Origin of the sequence: Alloalcanivorax marinus, from assembly GCF_016785095.1 — a bacterium.
Taxonomy (GTDB): domain Bacteria; phylum Pseudomonadota; class Gammaproteobacteria; order Pseudomonadales; family Alcanivoracaceae; genus Alloalcanivorax; species Alloalcanivorax marinus_A.
The window spans coordinates 143,116-159,259 of sequence record NZ_JAEKJB010000008.1 but is presented as its reverse complement, the minus strand read 5'-3'; the positions used below and the strand labels follow the sequence as shown (position 1 = coordinate 159,259).

Here is a 16,144-nt window from a genome sequence, read left to right as displayed (position 1 = left end):
TACCGGACGTATCACAGGTCCGGAATCGACAGGCGCTCCACCACGGTACCGTTGTCCACGCTTTCCAGGTGCACCTCGAACCCCCACAGCCGGTAAAGGTGACGCAGCACCTCGCGGCTGCTTTTCTCGTCCAGGGGCCGGTGATGCTGGCGGATGTGCTGCAGGGTCAGGGAGCGGTCGCCGCGCACGTCGGCGTCGTACACCTGGATGTTGGGTTCCTGGATGCTCAGGTTGTACTGCTCGGAGAGCTTGTTGCGGATTATCTTGTAGCCGCGCTCGTCGTGGATGGCGTCGATTTCGATGTAGTCCCGTTCGTTGTCATCGAACAGGCTGAACAGCTTGAACTCGCGGATCAGCCGGGGTGACAGGAACTGCTGAATGAAGCTCTCGTCCTTGAAGCTCTCCATGGCGAACTTGAGGGTGGCCAGCCAGTCGCTGCCGGCGATGTCCGGAAACCAGAGCCGGTCCTCGTCGGTGGGCCGCTCACAGATACGCCGGATGTCGGTGAACATGGCGAAGCCCAGCGCATAAGGGTTGATGCCGGAATAGTAGGGCGAGTCGAACGGCGGCTGATAGATGACCTGGCTGTGGTTTTGCAGAAATTCCAGCATGAAACCGTCACTTACCTGGCCATTGTCATACAGGTCGTGGAGCAGGGTGTAGTGCCAGAAGGTGGCCCAGCCCTCGTTCATGACCTTGGTCTGGCGCTGCGGATAAAAGTACTGTGCCATCTTGCGCACGATGCGGATCAACTCCCGCTGCCAGGGCTCCAGCAAGGGGGCGTTCTTTTCCAGGAAATAGAGCAGGTTTTCCTGCGGTTCCGCCGGATAGCGGAAATTGGGCTCGCGGCGCTGGGTGGCGGGCCGCAGGTCGGGGAACGTCTTCCACAGCTCGGAAACCTGCTGGCGCAGCACTTCCTCGCGCTCGCGCTGGCGGCGTTTCTCTTCCATGGCGGAAATCGGCGTGGGGCGTTTGTAGCGGTCCACGCCGTAGTTCATCAGGGCATGGCAGGAATCCAGGATTTCCTCCACGGCGGCGACCCCATGGCGCTGCTCGCATTCGGCGATGTAATGGCGCGCGAACACCAGGTAGTCGATGATCGCCGAGGCATCGGTCCAGGTCTTGAACAGATAGTTGCCCTTGAAGAAGGAATTATGGCCGTAGCTGGCGTGGGCGATCACCAGCGCCTGCATGGTGATGGTGTTCTCTTCCATCAGGTAGGCGATGCAGGGATTGGAATTGATCACGATCTCATAAGCGAGGCCCATCTGGCCGCGCCGGTAGCGGCCCTCCACCTCCACGAACTGCTTGCCGAATGACCAGTGGTTGTAGCCCACCGGCATGCCCACGGAGGAATAGGCGTCCATCATCTGCTCGGAGGAAATAACCTCGATCTGATTGGGGTAGGTGTCCAGGCCGTACTTGCCATGGGCCAGCCCGGCGATGGCCCGGTCATAGCGGTCCAGGGTTTCGAAGTCCCAGTCGGACCCGGTGGACAGCAGTTTGCTCTCGGTCACGGTCATACCGCCTCCATCCGTTTTCTGAACAACTGGCGGAACACGGGATAGATGTCGCCCGGCGCGTCGATCTGCGCCATGGAGAAGAAATCGCCGTTGCGTTCCATCACGCCCTGGTATTGATCCCACAGGGCCTGGTGACTGCGTGGCATGACCTCCACGTAGGAAAAGTGCTGCATGCGTGGCAGCAATTCCTTTTCCAGCAGGCTGGCGCAGCCCGGTGAATCGTCGTTCCAGTTATCACCATCGGAGGCCTGGGCACCGTAGAGATTCCATTCGTCCACCGGATAGCGTTCCTTGATGATGTCCAGGGTCAGCTTGAGCGCGCTGGAGACAATGGTGCCGCCGGTCTCCCGGGAGTAGAAGAATTCCTCCTCGGTGACTTCCTTGGCGCTGGTGTGGTGGCGGATGAAGACCACCTCGGTGTGTTCATAGTTGCGCTGCAGGAAAAGATAAAGCAGCAGGAAGAAACGTTTGGCGAGATCCTTCATGTCCTGGTTCATGGAGCCGGACACATCCATGATGCAGAACATCACCGCCCGGCTCACCGGACGCGGCACCTTGACGTGGTGGTTGTAACGCAGATCCACTTCGTCGAGGAACGGGATGCGTTCCAGACGCCGCTGCAGTTTGGCGATCTGCTCTTCCAGCTCCGCCAGCCGTTCCCGGCGTTGTGGGGACTGGTCCTGCTGCAGCAGTTCCTCGTGTTCCGCCTTGAGCGCGCGCAGCCGCTTGCGGCTGGCGGCGGACAGGGCGCGACGGCGCATGGAGGCCTGGCGCATGGAGCGCACGATGTTGACCTTGGCGGGGATGCCGTGGCTGACGATGCCGCCGTGGCGAAGGTGGAAACTGCGCGCGCCTTCCAGGTGACGCTTCACCAGATTAGGCAGCTCCAGGTCCTCGAACAGGAAGTTGAGAAATTCCCGGGGGTCGATCTGGAAGGCGAATTCATCCTCGCCGTCGCCGCTGTCGCCGGCCTGCTGCCCGCCGGCGCCGCCTTCGCCACCGGACGGTTTCTTGACGCGGTCACCCTGTTGGAATTCCTTGTTGCCCGGGTGCACCACATTGCGGCGACCGCCACTGCCGTGATGGAAGATCGGCTCGGACAGATCCTTCTGCGGGATGGTGATGCGCTCGCCCTGTTCCATATCCTGGATCGAACGGCGACCCACCGCGTCGTTCACCGCCTCGCGGATGTGCCGCCGGTAGCGGTCCAGGAAGCGCTGCCGGTTAACGGTGCTCTTGTGTTTGCCGTTCAAACGCCGGTCGATGATGTAGCTCATGGGAGGAACCTCCTTATCGCGGCCGAGGCCGCTCCTACCGGGAGGGGTAGGAGCGGCCTCAGCCGCGATCACGCCACCTATTGGGCTTTACGCACGCGCAGATACCATTCGGAAAGCAGGCGTACCTGTTTCTCGGTGTAACCACGGTCCATCATGCGCTTGACGAAGTTGTCGTGTTTGCGACGGTCGTCCTCGCTGCCCTTGGGGTTGAAGGAGATCACCGGCAGCAACTCCTCGGTGTTGGAGAACATCTTCTTCTCGATCACGTCGCGCAGCTTCTGGTAGCTCATCCAGCTGGGGTTGCGGCCGTTGTTGTTGGCGCGGGCGCGCAGTACGAAGTTGACCACCTCGTTGCGGAAGTCCTTGGGGTTGGAGATACCCGCGGGTTTTTCGATTTTCTCCAGTTCCTCGTTGAGGGACTGGCGGTCGAAGATCTCGCCGGTATCCGGATCGCGGAACTCCTGGTCCTGTATCCAGAAATCCGCGTAGGTGACGTAACGGTCGAAGATGTTCTGGCCATATTCGGAGTAGGATTCCAGGTAGGCGGTCTGGATTTCCTTGCCGATGAATTCCACGTAATGGGGGACCAGATACTCCTTGATGAAGCGGCGATACTGATCCTGTTTTTCCTGGGGAAACTGCTCCTGCTCAATGCGCTGTTCGAGCACATGCATCAGGTGCACCGGGTTGGCGGCCACCTCGGAGTGGTCGAAGTTGAACACTTTGGAAAGAATCTTGAAGGCGAAGCGGGTGGACAGGCCGTCCATGCCTTCGTCGACGCCGGCCATGTCGCGGTATTCCTGAATCGACTTGGCGCGCGGGTCGATGTCCTTGAGGTTCTCGCCATCGTAAACGCGCATCTTGGAATAGATGCTGGAGTTTTCCGGTTCCTTGAGCCGGGTGAGCACCGAGAATTGCGCCAGCATGTGCAGGGTGTCCGGCGCGCAGTGGGCTTCGCGAAGGCTGGAGTTGCGCAGCAGCTTGTCGTAGATGAGCTGTTCCTCGGTGACGCGCAGGCAGTAGGGCACCTTGACGATGTAGACCCGGTCGATGAAGGCCTCGTTGTTCTTGTTGTTCTTGAAGGTCTGCCATTCCGATTCGTTGGAATGCGCCAGCACCATGCCCTCGAAGGGAATCGCGCCCATGTGCTCGGTGCCGTTGTAATTCCCCTCCTGGGTGGCGGTGAGCAGCGGGTGCAGCACCTTGATCGGTGCCTTGAACATTTCCACGAATTCCAGCAGCCCCTGGTTGGCGCGGCACAGCCCGCCGGAGAAGGCGTAGGCGTCCGGATCTTCCTGGGCGAAGTCCTCCAGTTTTCGGATGTCCACCTTGCCCACCAGGGAAGAGATGTCCTGGTTGTTCTCATCGCCGGGTTCGGTCTTGGCCACCGCCACCTGATCCAGGATCGACGGGTAGCGGCGGACCACCCGGAAGCGGCTCAGATCGCCGCCGTATTCCTTGAGACGTTTCACCGCCCAGGGCGACATGATGCTGTTCACATAGCGCCGCGGGATGCCATATTCCTCTTCCAGAATGGGGCCGTCTTCTTCCGGGTCGAACAGGCACAGCGGCGACTCGTTCACCGGTGAATCCTTGATGGCGTAGAACGGCACCTTTTGCATCAATGCCTTGAGCTTCTCCGCCAGCGACGATTTGCCGCCGCCCACCGGGCCGAGCAGATAGAGAATCTGTTTCTTTTCCTCCAGGCCCTGGGCGGCGTGGCGGTAGTAGCTGACGATGTTCTCGATTACGTCCTCCAGGCCGTAGAACTCGCTGAAGGCCGGATAGCGCCGGATCATTTTGTTGGAAAATATCCGGGAGAGGCGCGGGTCCTTGGAGGTATCCACCAGCTCCGGTTCACCGATCGCCATCAACATGCGCTCGGCGGCCGAGGCGTAGACGCTGGGGTCGCTCTTGCACAGGGCGAGGTAATCCTCCAGGGACAATTCATCTTCCTGGGTGGCGTCGAACCGGGCCTGATAGTGGTGGAGAATACTCATGCCTTACTCCCTCCTGACGGTACGAAATCGGGAAAGCGATACGAATGCCATGCCAGTTTCGTTCCAACTTCCCCGGAGCGGGTATTTTTCCGTGGGCGTGAAAGCGGTTGGGGAGCGGGAAACGAGGTGGCGGAAAGAATTAAAGCGGGCCCGTGCCGTCCGGAGGCGGCGTGAAAAGCCGAAGCCTGGGTCCGCGCATAATTCATCGGGGTACTCCCGGCCGGCGCCCTTGGCGCCGACGTGATAACGGGGTCGAGCAATGCGGGCGGATTCGAAACGCGGGTGTCGTCGCGAATCACTCTGCCGACTAGCATGGCGCTAAAACGAGCGCCAAGTCAAAAGCAAAAAACGAACGAACGTTGAAAAAAAATCTGTTTTTTGTTTATCCGATAAACGGTGTAAACAACACGTCGAGAGGAGGAGGCCCGGCGTGCATGCCGGGCGTTTCGGGGGCTTTACGGCGCCGTGGAAGCGCCGCAATCGCAATGGAAACGAGCGCCATCGTCCAGGCGCAGGGCGGTCAGGGTGCCGCCCCAGACACAGCCGGTATCCAGGGCTTCGACGCCGGCCACGCCGGTGTGGCCTTCCAGCGCCGCCCAGTGGCCGAACAGCACCATGAGCCCGCGCTCCAGGCGGTCCGGGTGCTCGAACCAGGGCATGAAGCCCGCCGGGGGCTGGTCCGCTTCGCCCTTGGTGGTCAGGTCCAGGTCGCCCTGGCGGTTGACGAAGCGCATGCGCGTGAAATAGTTGGTGATTACCCGCCAGCGGGCTGCTCCGCTGAGGTCGTCGCGCCAACCGGCGGGCTCATTGCCATACATTTCCTGGAAGAATATGCCCGCGCTGGCCGGGTCCGCCAGTACCCGGGTGATTTCCGCCGCCCGCTCACGGGCCTGCTCCAGGGTCCACAGCGGCGGCAGGCCGGCGTGGGTCATCACCGCGTTGAACGCGGGGGCTTCCACCAGCAAGGGCTGGCGTTGCAGCCAGCCGAGCAGGGTGTCGCGGTCCGCCGCGTCCAGGATCGGTCGCAGGGTGTCCTTGTTCTTGACCGTGGCGTGGCCGTGGGCCACCGCCAGCAGGTGCAGATCATGGTTGCCCAGTACCACTTGCACATTGTCGCGCAGCTCATGGACCCGGCGCAGGGTGCCCAGGGAATCCGGGCCCCGGTTGACCAGGTCGCCGGCCAGCAGCAGCCGGTCCCGGTCCGGGTTGAAGCCGATGCGCGACAGCAGGGCGTCGAACGGGGCCAGGCAGCCCTGCAGATCGCCGATTGCGTAGGTGCTCATGGCGTGTTTCCTCGATTCCGTACGGTCCGGTTTAGTGCAGGGCGCGCGGTACCGCCAGGGTGAAGGCGGGAATGTCGGCGTCGAAACAGGTGCCGTCCTCGGCCAGCATCTGGTAGCTGCCGTGCATGGTGCCCACCTCGGTCTCCAGCACGGCGCCGCTGGAGTACTGAAACTCCTGACCCGGCGCGATGCTGGGCTGCTCGCCAACCACGCCCTCGCCGTGCACCTCCCGGGTGCGTTCCTCGCCATCGGTGATCACCCAGTGCCGGGTCAGCAGCCGGGCGGTCATGTCGCCCCGGTTATGGATGCGGATGTGGTAGGCGAACACCCAGCGCTGATTCTCTTCATCGCTCTGATCCGCCAGGTATTCGGTTTCCACGGATACCTGGATACGGTAGGGGTTGTCGTCCACGGCGGTCATCGGGACTCCTTCTTGTTCGCTGTGTCGGTGGCGCCGCCGCTGGCATTGGCCAGGGCCACGTAGTCCGCCACCGTGAGGTGATCGGGGCGCAATCCGGCATCGATGCCGGTGGTCGTGAAGATTTCGGCGGCGACCAGGGATTTCAGGCTGTTGCGGATCGCCTTGCGCCGCTGGCTGAACGCCTGGGCCACCAGCCGCGCCAGCCAGGCCGGATCGTCGGCGGGCCAGGGGGGCTCGCGGTAGGGCGTCAGCCGCACCACGGCGGAATCCACCCGGGGCGGCGGTCGGAAAGCGCCCGGCGGCACGAAGAACAGGTAATCCGCCTGGCAATGGTACTGCACCATCACCGACAGCCGGCCATAGTCCTTGCCGCCCGGGGCGGCGGTGAGCCGGTCCACCACTTCCTTCTGCAGCATGAAGGTCATGTCGGCGATGGTGCCGGCCTGGTCCAGCAGGTGGAAGATCAGCGGCGTTGAGATGTTGTAGGGCAGGTTGCCCACCACCCGCAGCGGGCCGTCGCCGGCCAAGGCCGCGAAATCGAAACGCAGGGCGTCGCTCTCATGGATGGTCAGCCGCTCCGGGGCGATGCGCTCGCGCAGCAGGGCGATCAGGTCGCGATCCAGCTCCACCACCTGCAGATGATGCACCTCATCGAGCAAAGGATAGGTGAGCGCCCCCTGGCCAGGGCCGATTTCCACCAGCGTCTCGCCGTCCCGGGGCGCGACGCTGCGAACCAGGCGGTCGATGATGGCCGGATCATGGAGGAAATGCTGGCCGAAGCGCTTGCGCGCGCGATGTTCGCTCATAACGCGGCCTCCGTGCCGGCGCGCCGGGCCAGATCGGCCGCCAGGGCGGTGGCGGCGCGCAGGCTGCCGGCCCGGACGCGGCCACTGCCGGCCAGATCGAAGGCGGTGCCATGATCCACGGAGGTGCGAATGAACGGCAGCCCCAGGGTCACGTTCACCGCCTCGCCAAAGCCGGCGTACTTGAGCACCGGCAGGCCCTGATCGTGGTACATGGCCAGCACCGCGTCGTGGCGTTCCAGCAGCTCCGGCTGGAAGGCGGTGTCCGCCGGCACCGGGCCGGTCAGGTCGAAGCCCTCGCCGCGCAGATGCTCCAGGGTGGGGATGATGATGTCCAGCTCCTCGCGGCCCAGGTGGCCGCCCTCGCCGGCGTGGGGGTTCAGCCCCAGCACCAGGATGCGCGGCCGCGGCAGGGCGAATTTGGCGCGCAGGTCGTCGCGCAGAATGGTCAGCACCCGGCTCAGGGTGGTGTCGGTGATGGCCTCCGGCACGCGTGCCAGGGGCAGGTGGGTGGTGGCCAGGGCAACGCGGAGATCACCGGCGGCCAGCATCATCACCACCTGGTCCACGCCGGCGCGCTCGGCCAGGAATTCCGTGTGGCCGGTGAACGTCGGGTCGGCGCTTTCGCAAATCACATTCTTGGCCACCGGCGCGGTGACCATGGCGGCGAAAGTGCCGTCCAGGCAGCCGTCGGCGGCACGCTTGAGCATGTTCAGGGTACCGGCGCCGGTGGCCGGGTCCGGCCGGCCGGCGTGAACCGGGGCCCCGGCCGGGCAGTGCCACAGGGCGGCGCCGGCGGGCGCCGGCTCGCCGGGAGCCCAGTCGGGCAGGGTGACCTCCAGGCCCAGGGCGGCGGCACGCGCGTTCAGCACGTCGCGGTCGCCCAGGATCACCAGCGATGGCGGCGTATCCCCGGCGGCCAGCGCCAGCGCCAGGTCCGGGCCAATGCCGGCGGGGTCGCCGCTGGTCAGGGCCAGGGGGCGGCTCATGCGTCCTCGTCGAGGCGGATGTCCACGTAGGCCTCCGCGCGCTGCTCCTGCAGCCAGGTTTGCAGCTCCTCGTCGAAGCGGCGCTTCTGCAGTGCCTGGCGGGCCTGGAGATCGCGGTAGCGGTCGCTCATGTCGGTATCGCGGGTTTCCTCCACCTCCAGGAAGTGCCAGCCGAACTGGGTCTGGAATACCGGCGAGAGTTGATCCTCCGGGGTCTCCGTCATCATCTGCTCGAATTCCGGCACCATCTCGCCCGGAGTCACCCAGCCCAGCTCGCCGCCCTCGCGGGCGCTGCCGGGGTCGTCGGAGTAGCGCTCGGCGGCGTCGGCGAAGCTCAACTTGCCGCTGGCCACCTCGTCGTGAACGCGGTTGATTTCCTGGCGGGCCTCGGCCTCGGTGGTGAGGGTGTCGGCGCGCACCAGCACATGGCGAACCCGATACTGGGTGACCACCTTGGCGGCGCCGCCACGGCGGTCGATCATCTTGAGAATGTGGAAGCCGGCGCCGGAGCGCAGCGGTTCGCTGATCTCACCCTTCTGCATGTCGATGGCGGCGTCGGCGAACAGACTCGGCCACTGGGCCGCCTCGCGCCAGCCCAGGTCGCCGCCTTCCAGCGCCTGGGGGCCGTCGGATTCGGCCACCGCGGTTTCCGAGAAGTCGGCGCCGCCACGCAGGCGCGCCACCAGATCCAGGGCCCTGTCCTTGGCCTGGCTGACCTGTTCCGGGCTGGCGCCGCCGGGCACCTTGACCAGGATGTGGCCGAGGTGGAAATCGGCCTGGAACATGCGTTTGCCGGTCTCCGACTGCAGGAAGCGCTCCACTTCCCGGTCGGTGATGCGGATGCGCGAGGCCACGCTGCGTTGCTGCAGCCGGGAGATCACCATTTCATTGCGAATCTGCTCGCGGAACTGGGTCCAGTCGTAGCCGTCGCCGCGCAGGGCCTCTGAGAATTGCGGCAGAGTCATGTTGTTCTGTCGGGCGATGCCCTCCAGGGCCTGGTTAAGGGCGGCGTCATCCACGCGGATGCCGGCGCGCTCGGCCATTTGCAGCTGCACGCGCTCGAGAATCATGCGGTCGAGCACCTGCTCCTGCATGACATTGAGCGGCGGCATCGGGCGATTGTCGGCGCGGAACTGGGCGGCGATGTCGTCGACGCGGGCGTCCAGCTCGCTTTGCATGATGACACCGTCATTGACCACGGCCACGATGCGGTCCAGCGGCTGCATGTCGGCCCGGGCGCCCAGGGAGAGCAACAAGGTGCTCAGCAACAGGGTGCCCAGTAGCCTGGCCACCAGGGTTTTCCTAATCATACTCGCTCCTGTATCCGGGAATGCTGCGTTCCAGCAGGGTGTCCACCCGGCCGCCGAAACCGCCCAGCCCGGTCATTTGAATCTGCATTAATACCGTGGAGTCGCCTTCCAGGGTGCCGTCGCCGTTGTCGTCGGCGAGTTCCCGCTGGCTGAGCAGACGAATCTTCCAGCAGCAGTTGCGCCATTCGGCGCCCGCCAGGGTTTCCAGGGTGCGCTGGTTCTCCATGTCGTAGAGCCAGCGCCCGATCAGCCGCCAGTTGTCGTGGATCGGTAGGATGGTGGCGATCTCCGACTGGCGGATGTCTTCCTGGGGTAGATCGTGGAAGCCCAGATTGAAGATACGGCGCTCCCGGTCGGTGTACCCCAGCCGCAGGGAGGAACGCTGGCGCTCGTTGGCGTGCGTGTCCCACTGGCCTTCGGAATAGAGGTACCAATCGTGCCCAAAGTTCCAGCGCATGTCCGCCACCAGCGGCGTCTGGTCGGCGTCGTCCGGGTCGGCGCCGTCCAGTTGCACCTTGCGTTCGCCGCTGTAATAGCCCTGGCCCATGCGCAGCCGCAGTTGCTCGCGACCGTCGTCGTCGCGCAGGAAGCGGCTGGTCACGCCGAGCGCTATTTTTTGCTCGTCGCCGATGCGATCGTAGCCGATGAAGCGGTTTTCCCGGAACAGGGTGTTATAGGAGAAGGTCAACTCGCCGGCGTCGAAATCCGGCAGGTCGTCCTGTTGTTCGTAGGCCACCTTGTTGATGAATACACGGGGCTCCAGGGTCTGGGTATAGCCGCGTCCGAACAGGCTGGTGCCGCGCTCCATGAACAACCCGGAATCCAGGCTGGCGCCCCAGGTGGTGAGAGTGGGGTCGACGCCGCTGTCCTCCGCGTTGTCCAGCTGGTAGCGGGTGTGATAAAGCCGGGCGCGTGGCTCCACGTAGCCCCATGGCTTTTCGAGCCGGGCGCTCAGGCCCGGTGCCAGGTGTACCCGGGCGCCGGTGGGGTTGCTGCTGGTGTCGTTGTCGGAGCGATCGAAGGCGGTCACGTCGCTCAGCCACAGGCCGCGCACCGGGCCCAGCAGGCGCGGGTCGCCGGAAAGCTGCAGCTGTGGCAGGCGCCGGTAGGGTTCCTGATCGTCCGGCAGGGTCGGGTCGATGGTCTGCCAGGACTGCAGACGCCCCAGTATCTGCCAGTGACGACCGAAATAGCGCGCCTCGCCGAGCCGCGGCAGGTGGGTCTGGGAGCTCACTTCCAGACCGGTGTCCAGGTCCTTGAAATAGAAGTCGTCGGATACGTAATTGACGTCGGCGGTGAGCTGCCAGCGCTGGATCGAGCCGCTGTGTTGCCAGCCGGCTACTTCCCGGTTTTCATCGTTGAACTGGCGGTCGCTGAACAGCACGCCGTAGCTCACCTGGCCCAGCCCGAAGCGGTTCAGGTAGCGGAACTCGGTTTCCAGGCCGCTGCCGCGACCGTCGATGTAGCGCGGCGCCACGGTGGCGTCCATCTGCGGGTGCAGATTGATGTACACCGGCTGGGTAATGTCGAGACCGCCGCTGTCGCTGCTGGAGATGGTCGGGAACAGCATCCCGGTCTTGCGCCGGTCGTCGATGGGGAAGGTGATCCAGGGCAGCCAGATCAGGGGCACGCCCTTGACCTTGAGGGTCACGTCGCGGGCCTCGCCCCAGCCCTTGCCACGGTCCAGCCGGATCTGCCGGCCCTTGAGCTGCCAGCCGTTGGAGTCCGGCGCGCAGGTGGTGTAGGTGCCGTGGTCCACGGTGATGAACTGATCCACCACGTCGATGTAATCGGCGGTGCCCCGGGCGCTCGGGCCGAACAGGGCGTAGCGTACCCGGTCCAGGCTCGCCTCGCGGCGGTCGGTCTGACCACTCATGCCGTCCGCCAGGAAGGTGAACTGGTCGGTCTCCAGGCGCAGGGCGCTGTTCACCTGAAACTTGCCGCTGGACTGGTCGAGCAGGGCGGATTGGGTGGTCAGCCGCCGACCGGGCTCCTCAATGAGCACGTCGCCGCCCATCTCGATCAGGCCGTCCTGGGTCAGGCTGGTGTTGTCCGCGGTGATGATGGTGTCGCTGCGCTCGGCGGGCATCCCCACGCGGGGGTTGTAATAGATGCCGCTGCACCACACGGGAATCGGGCGCTGTTGCACCGGGGGCAGGGCGTCCATGGTTTCCCGGTCGACCCAGTTGAGGTCGTCGTCGGCGCCGGCGACGCCGGCCAGGGTCAGGGCCAGGCCGGCTAAAAACGATGGTTTGGGCAGTGGCATCGGCTGCTCGGAACAGGTAAAAAGGCCGTTTCGGAATCCCCGACCGCGTCCATGATGGCGCTCGCCCTGCCGGTAGGGCCGGCGTTGTCGTGGCGGTACGGGTTTTCAGTCGAATCGCGGCAGTGTAATGGATTGAAGGTGGCAATGCAGCCAGAGAAGGGTAATGAGGATTCCCGGCGCGTGGCGCTGGACCAATGGGTAAGCGACTGGCTGGGCGCGCCGGTGGCCGGGGAGCCGGCCTCCGCCGACGCCAGCTTTCGCCGTTATTTCCGCTACCGGCATGGTGGCCGTTCCCTGGTGGCCATGGACGCGCCCCCCGAGCAGGAGGATTGCCGGCCCTTCATCGACGTGGCCAAACGGCTGGCCGCGGCCGGCGTGAATGTGCCGGAGGTTCTGCATCGCGACCTTGAGCGCGGCTTCCTGCTGCTTAGCGACATGGGCACGGAAACCTGGCTCACCGCCCTGGACGACGGCAACGCGGACGCCTGGTTCTCCGCCGCCCTGGACGCGCTGATCGCCCAGCAGCGTCACGCCGACGCCGCCGGCTTGCCGGTGTATGACCGGGCCTTGCTGCGCCGGGAGCTGGACCTGTTCCGCGACTGGTACCTGGACCGCCACCGTGGGCTGGCCCCGGGCGGCGACCGGGGACGCCGGCTGGAGGCCGTGTTCGAGACCCTGATCGAGGCGGCCCTGGGCCAGCCCCGGGTGTTCGTGCACCGCGACTTCATGCCGCGCAACCTGATGGTCAGCGATCCCAACCCGGGGGTGATCGATTTCCAGGACGCGGTGCACGGGCCGATCAGCTACGACCCGATCTGCCTGTTCAAGGATGCCTTCCTGAGCTGGCCGGAGGACCGTGTGCTGGCCTGGCTGCGGGTTTACCACGGGCGTGCCCGTGACGCCGGCCTGCCGGTGCCGGAGGCGTTCGACGAACTGCTGCGCTGGTGCGACCTGATGGGCGCTCAGCGCCATCTCAAGGTGATCGGCATTTTTGCCCGCATTCACCACCGGGATGGCAAGTCCAAGTATCTGCAGGACGCACCGCGCTTCTTCGCCTACCTGCGCGCCGTGATCGCCCGGCGCCCGGAGCTGGCGGACCTGGGCCGGCTGCTGGATGAATGGCAATGCCCGTGACCGTGGCGCCTCGGGCGATGATTCTCGCCGCCGGTTACGGCAAGCGCATGCGTCCGCTCACCGACCGCACCCCCAAGCCGCTGCTGGAAGCCGGCGGCCGGCCGCTGATCCAGTACCACATCGAGGCCCTGCGCGACGCCGGCGTGGGCGACATCGTGATCAACACCGGCTGGCTGGGCGAGCAACTGCCGGCGCGGCTTGGTGACGGCGAGGCCCTGGGCGTGCGCCTGCACTGGTCCCACGAGGGCGCCCCGCTTGAGACCGCCGGCGGCGTTCGCCGTGCCCTGCCATTGTTGGGGCCGGCGCCCTTTATCCTGGTCAACGGCGACATCTGGACCGATTACGACTTCCGCCACCTGGGGCCCTTGGCCGAGGGCGACGATGCCCATCTGGTGCTGGTGGACAACCCACCGCACAATCCGGGCGGGGATTTCCATTTAACAGGCAAGGGCCGGGTAAGCGATAATGCGGAGCCCCGGCTTACCTACCCCGGCATCGCGCTGCTGCGCCCGGCGCTGTTCGAACGCCTGGAAGAGGGCGAGCGGCGGCTGGCGCCGGTGTTGCGCGCGGCCATGGCGGCGGGGCGGGTGAGCGGCGAGCACCACCGGGGCCACTGGTGGGACATTGGCACGCCCGAGCGCCTCGCCGAGTTGGACCGTTTCCTGGCCGGTCGCCGCCCCTGAGCCACCCATCGAGGACAACACTTCATGGCCAAACAGACTCCCTGGATCGCGCCCTCCATTCTCGCCGCGGATTTCGCCCGCCTGGGCGAGGAATGCGACGCGGTGCTCGCCGCCGGCGCCGACGTGATCCACTTCGACGTGATGGACAACCATTACGTGCCCAACCTGACCATCGGCCCGATGGTCTGCAAGGCGCTGCGTCAGCACGGCATCACCGCGCCCATCGACGTGCATCTGATGGTCAGCCCGGTGGACGATCTGATCGGCATGTTCGCCGACGCCGGCGCCTCCATGATCACCTTTCACCCGGAAGCCTCCCGCCACGTGGACCGCTCCCTGCAACTGATCCGCGACGCCGGCTGTCAGGCCGGCCTGGTGCTCAACCCGGCCACCTCGCCGGATTGCCTTGAATACGTTATCGACAAGCTGGACATGATCCTGCTGATGAGCGTGAATCCGGGCTTCGGCGGTCAGAAATTCATCCCCGGCACCCTCAAGAAGATCGAGCGGGTGCGCCGTCTGATCGACGACAGCGGCCGCGACATCCGTCTGGAAGTGGATGGCGGTGTCTCCGAGAACAACATCGGCGAGGTGGCCGCCGCCGGCGCCGACACTTTCGTGGCCGGCTCCGCCATCTTTGGCAAGGACGACTACCGCGCGGTGATCGACGCCATGCGCGCGGCGCTGCCCTCGGCATGAAGGCGCCGGGCGGCGGGGCCGGGCTCGGGCTGCTGGTGTTGATTGCCCTGCTGGCCGGCTGCGCCAGCCGTCCCATGCCCGCCGTGGAGAGTCGCGACGCCGGTGGCGAGCCGCCGCCGTTGCTGCGCGACGACGTGCCGGTGGGCGATACCGCCTCGCCGGTGTTGCCGCTGTTGCGTGAGCAGGCCGACGCCTGGCGGGGGGTGCCCTACCGGCTGGGCGGCACCGACCGGCGCGGGGTGGATTGCTCCGCCTTCGTGCAGATTACCTTCCAGTCCCGGTTGGGCGTGGAGGTGCCGCGCACCACCGAGCAACTGGCCCGGGAGGGCCGGCGCGTGCCCCGGGACGATCTGGCGCCCGGTGATCTGGTGTTCTTCAAGACCGGCTTTCGCCAACGCCATGTGGGCATCTACATGGGCGGCGACCGCTTCCTGCACGCATCCACCAGCCGTGGCGTCATGACCTCGTCGCTGAACAACGTTTACTGGCGGCGTCATTACTGGAAGGCGCGGCGCCTGAACCTCACGGAGCCGCCGTCGGCGGTGTCGCTTTCGGACGAATCACGGTAGATTACGTCACTGTTTTTTATTCGATGACGTTTGACTGACCGGGAGTTTGTCCATGAGCGCTGATCTCGCGCCGTTGTTCCGCCCCTTTGAGTGCAAGTCCCTGAAGCTGCGCAACCGCGTGGCCATGGCCCCCATGACCCGTAATTTCTCGCCTGGCCAGGTGCCTGGCGAGAACGTGGCCGGCTATTACCGGCGCCGGGCCGAGGGCCAGGTGGGTCTGCTGATCACCGAAGGTACCACCATCAATCACCCGGGCGCGCCGGGCCATGACGCGGTGCCCGCTTTCCACGGCGAGGCGGCGCTGGCCGGCTGGAAGCGCGTGGTGGAGCAGGTGCACGGCGCTGGCGGCGCCATCATTCCCCAGCTCTGGCACGTGGGCGGCACCCGCCGGCCCGGCGTGGGTCCCGACAAGGACGCCCCCGCCTATTCGCCGTCCGGCCTGTTCAAGCCCGGCAAGCCCAATGGCAAGGCCATGGATCAGGCGGACATCGACGACGTGATCCGCGCCTTCGCCGACGGTGCCCGGGACGCCAAGGCGCTGGGCTTCGACGGGGTGGAGATCCACGGCGCCCATGGTTACCTGCTGGATCAGTTCTTCTGGGAGGGCACCAACCAGCGCGACGACCAGTACGGCGGCTCCCTGGAGAACCGGGCCCGCTTCGGCGTTGAGGTGGTGCGCGCGGTGCGGGAGGCGGTGGGCGAGGGCTTCGCGATCGTGCTGCGTTATTCCCAGTGGAAGCAGCAGGATTACGAGGCGCGCCTGGCGCATACGCCGGAGGAGCTGGAGCGTTTCCTGGCGCTGTTCGTGGAGGCCGGGGTGGACATTTTTCATGCGTCCACGCGCCGTTTCTGGGTGCCGGAATTCGAGGGTTCCGATCTGAACCTGGCGGGCTGGACCAAAAAGCTCACCGGCAAGCCGGCGATTTCCGTGGGCAGCGTGGGGCTGGATGATGATTTCATCGGCGCCAACAATCAGGGCATTGGCGGTACCGCCAACCACAAGGGCGTGGAGGAGCTGGTGCGGCGCATGGCCGCCGATGAGTTTGATCTGATCGCCGTGGGGCGGGCGTTGCTGCAGGACCCGAACTGGCTGGTGAAGCTGCGCGAGGACGACACCGAACATATGGAGCCGTTCACCAAGGCCGCCCTCGGGTCGTTGAGCTGAGCCACGGAGTCTCTGACGGGCT

The 16,144-nt window shown here is 65.4% G+C and carries 14 protein-coding genes; 5 read left to right on the top strand and 9 right to left on the bottom strand.

Going from position 1 to position 16,144, the window contains the following annotated elements; translation table 11 throughout:
* Positions 1 to 11: 11 nt before the first annotated feature.
* The 9 genes from JF515_RS07720 to JF515_RS07680 all read right to left on the bottom strand — a co-directional run bounded on the left by JF515_RS07720 (position 12) and on the right by JF515_RS07680 (position 11,872).
* Entirely contained in the window at positions 12 to 1,523 is a 1,512-nt protein-coding gene (locus tag JF515_RS07720) for a SpoVR family protein (protein WP_203102749.1), read from the bottom strand.
* A complete protein-coding gene (locus JF515_RS07715; protein WP_203102747.1) occupies positions 1,520 to 2,800 on the bottom strand; it encodes a YeaH/YhbH family protein in 1,281 nt (426 codons plus the stop codon). The genes JF515_RS07720 and JF515_RS07715 overlap by 4 nt, the downstream gene beginning before the upstream one ends.
* Before the next feature lie 77 nt (positions 2,801 to 2,877).
* The gene (locus tag JF515_RS07710) at positions 2,878 to 4,800 is read right to left on the bottom strand and encodes a PrkA family serine protein kinase (protein ID WP_203102745.1); all 1,923 of its coding nucleotides are present in this window, start codon (positions 4,798 to 4,800) and stop codon (positions 2,878 to 2,880) included.
* A 455-nt stretch (positions 4,801 to 5,255) separates the two neighbouring features.
* Positions 5,256 to 6,083, bottom strand: coding sequence for a symmetrical bis(5'-nucleosyl)-tetraphosphatase (locus tag JF515_RS07705; RefSeq protein ID WP_203102743.1), 828 nt, complete (start codon positions 6,081 to 6,083; stop codon positions 5,256 to 5,258).
* Between the two features lie 31 nt (positions 6,084 to 6,114).
* Positions 6,115 to 6,504, bottom strand: coding sequence for a Co2+/Mg2+ efflux protein ApaG (gene apaG, locus JF515_RS07700; RefSeq protein WP_238400932.1), 390 nt, complete (start codon positions 6,502 to 6,504; stop codon positions 6,115 to 6,117).
* A complete protein-coding gene (rsmA, locus tag JF515_RS07695; protein ID WP_203102741.1) occupies positions 6,501 to 7,310 on the bottom strand; it encodes a 16S rRNA (adenine(1518)-N(6)/adenine(1519)-N(6))-dimethyltransferase RsmA in 810 nt (269 codons plus the stop codon). The genes apaG and rsmA overlap by 4 nt, the downstream gene beginning before the upstream one ends.
* Positions 7,307 to 8,296 (bottom strand): 4-hydroxythreonine-4-phosphate dehydrogenase PdxA, encoded by a 990-nt coding sequence (pdxA, locus tag JF515_RS07690; protein ID WP_203102739.1) that lies wholly within the window; start codon positions 8,294 to 8,296, stop codon positions 7,307 to 7,309. The genes rsmA and pdxA overlap by 4 nt, the downstream gene beginning before the upstream one ends.
* A complete protein-coding gene (locus tag JF515_RS07685; RefSeq protein WP_203102737.1) occupies positions 8,293 to 9,606 on the bottom strand; it encodes a peptidylprolyl isomerase in 1,314 nt (437 codons plus the stop codon). The genes pdxA and JF515_RS07685 overlap by 4 nt, the downstream gene beginning before the upstream one ends.
* The gene (locus JF515_RS07680) at positions 9,599 to 11,872 is read right to left on the bottom strand and encodes an LPS-assembly protein LptD (RefSeq protein WP_203102735.1); all 2,274 of its coding nucleotides are present in this window, start codon (positions 11,870 to 11,872) and stop codon (positions 9,599 to 9,601) included. Before JF515_RS07680 ends, JF515_RS07685 begins: the two co-directional genes overlap by 8 nt.
* A 144-nt stretch (positions 11,873 to 12,016) precedes the next feature.
* On the opposite strand from JF515_RS07680, the gene JF515_RS07675 reads away from it, so the two are divergent.
* Genes JF515_RS07675 through JF515_RS07655 form a run of 5 tightly spaced genes read left to right on the top strand, consistent with a single transcriptional unit; the run spans position 12,017 to position 16,122 of the window.
* Positions 12,017 to 13,006 carry an aminoglycoside phosphotransferase family protein gene (locus JF515_RS07675; RefSeq protein WP_203102733.1) on the top strand — a complete coding sequence of 330 codons (990 nt, stop codon included), beginning with the start codon at positions 12,017 to 12,019 and terminating at the stop codon, positions 13,004 to 13,006.
* The gene (gene murU / locus JF515_RS07670) at positions 12,997 to 13,689 is read left to right on the top strand and encodes an N-acetylmuramate alpha-1-phosphate uridylyltransferase MurU (protein ID WP_238400931.1); all 693 of its coding nucleotides are present in this window, start codon (positions 12,997 to 12,999) and stop codon (positions 13,687 to 13,689) included. Before JF515_RS07675 ends, murU begins: the two co-directional genes overlap by 10 nt.
* Before the next feature lie 24 nt (positions 13,690 to 13,713).
* Positions 13,714 to 14,388, top strand: coding sequence for a ribulose-phosphate 3-epimerase (gene rpe, locus JF515_RS07665; RefSeq protein WP_203102730.1), 675 nt, complete (start codon positions 13,714 to 13,716; stop codon positions 14,386 to 14,388).
* Positions 14,385 to 14,957, top strand: a complete 573-nt coding sequence (locus JF515_RS07660; protein WP_203102729.1) for a C40 family peptidase — start codon at positions 14,385 to 14,387, stop codon at positions 14,955 to 14,957. Before rpe ends, JF515_RS07660 begins: the two co-directional genes overlap by 4 nt.
* A 52-nt stretch (positions 14,958 to 15,009) precedes the next feature.
* Positions 15,010 to 16,122 carry an NADH:flavin oxidoreductase gene (locus JF515_RS07655; protein WP_203102728.1) on the top strand — a complete coding sequence of 371 codons (1,113 nt, stop codon included), beginning with the start codon at positions 15,010 to 15,012 and terminating at the stop codon, positions 16,120 to 16,122.
* Positions 16,123 to 16,144 lie beyond the last annotated feature (22 nt).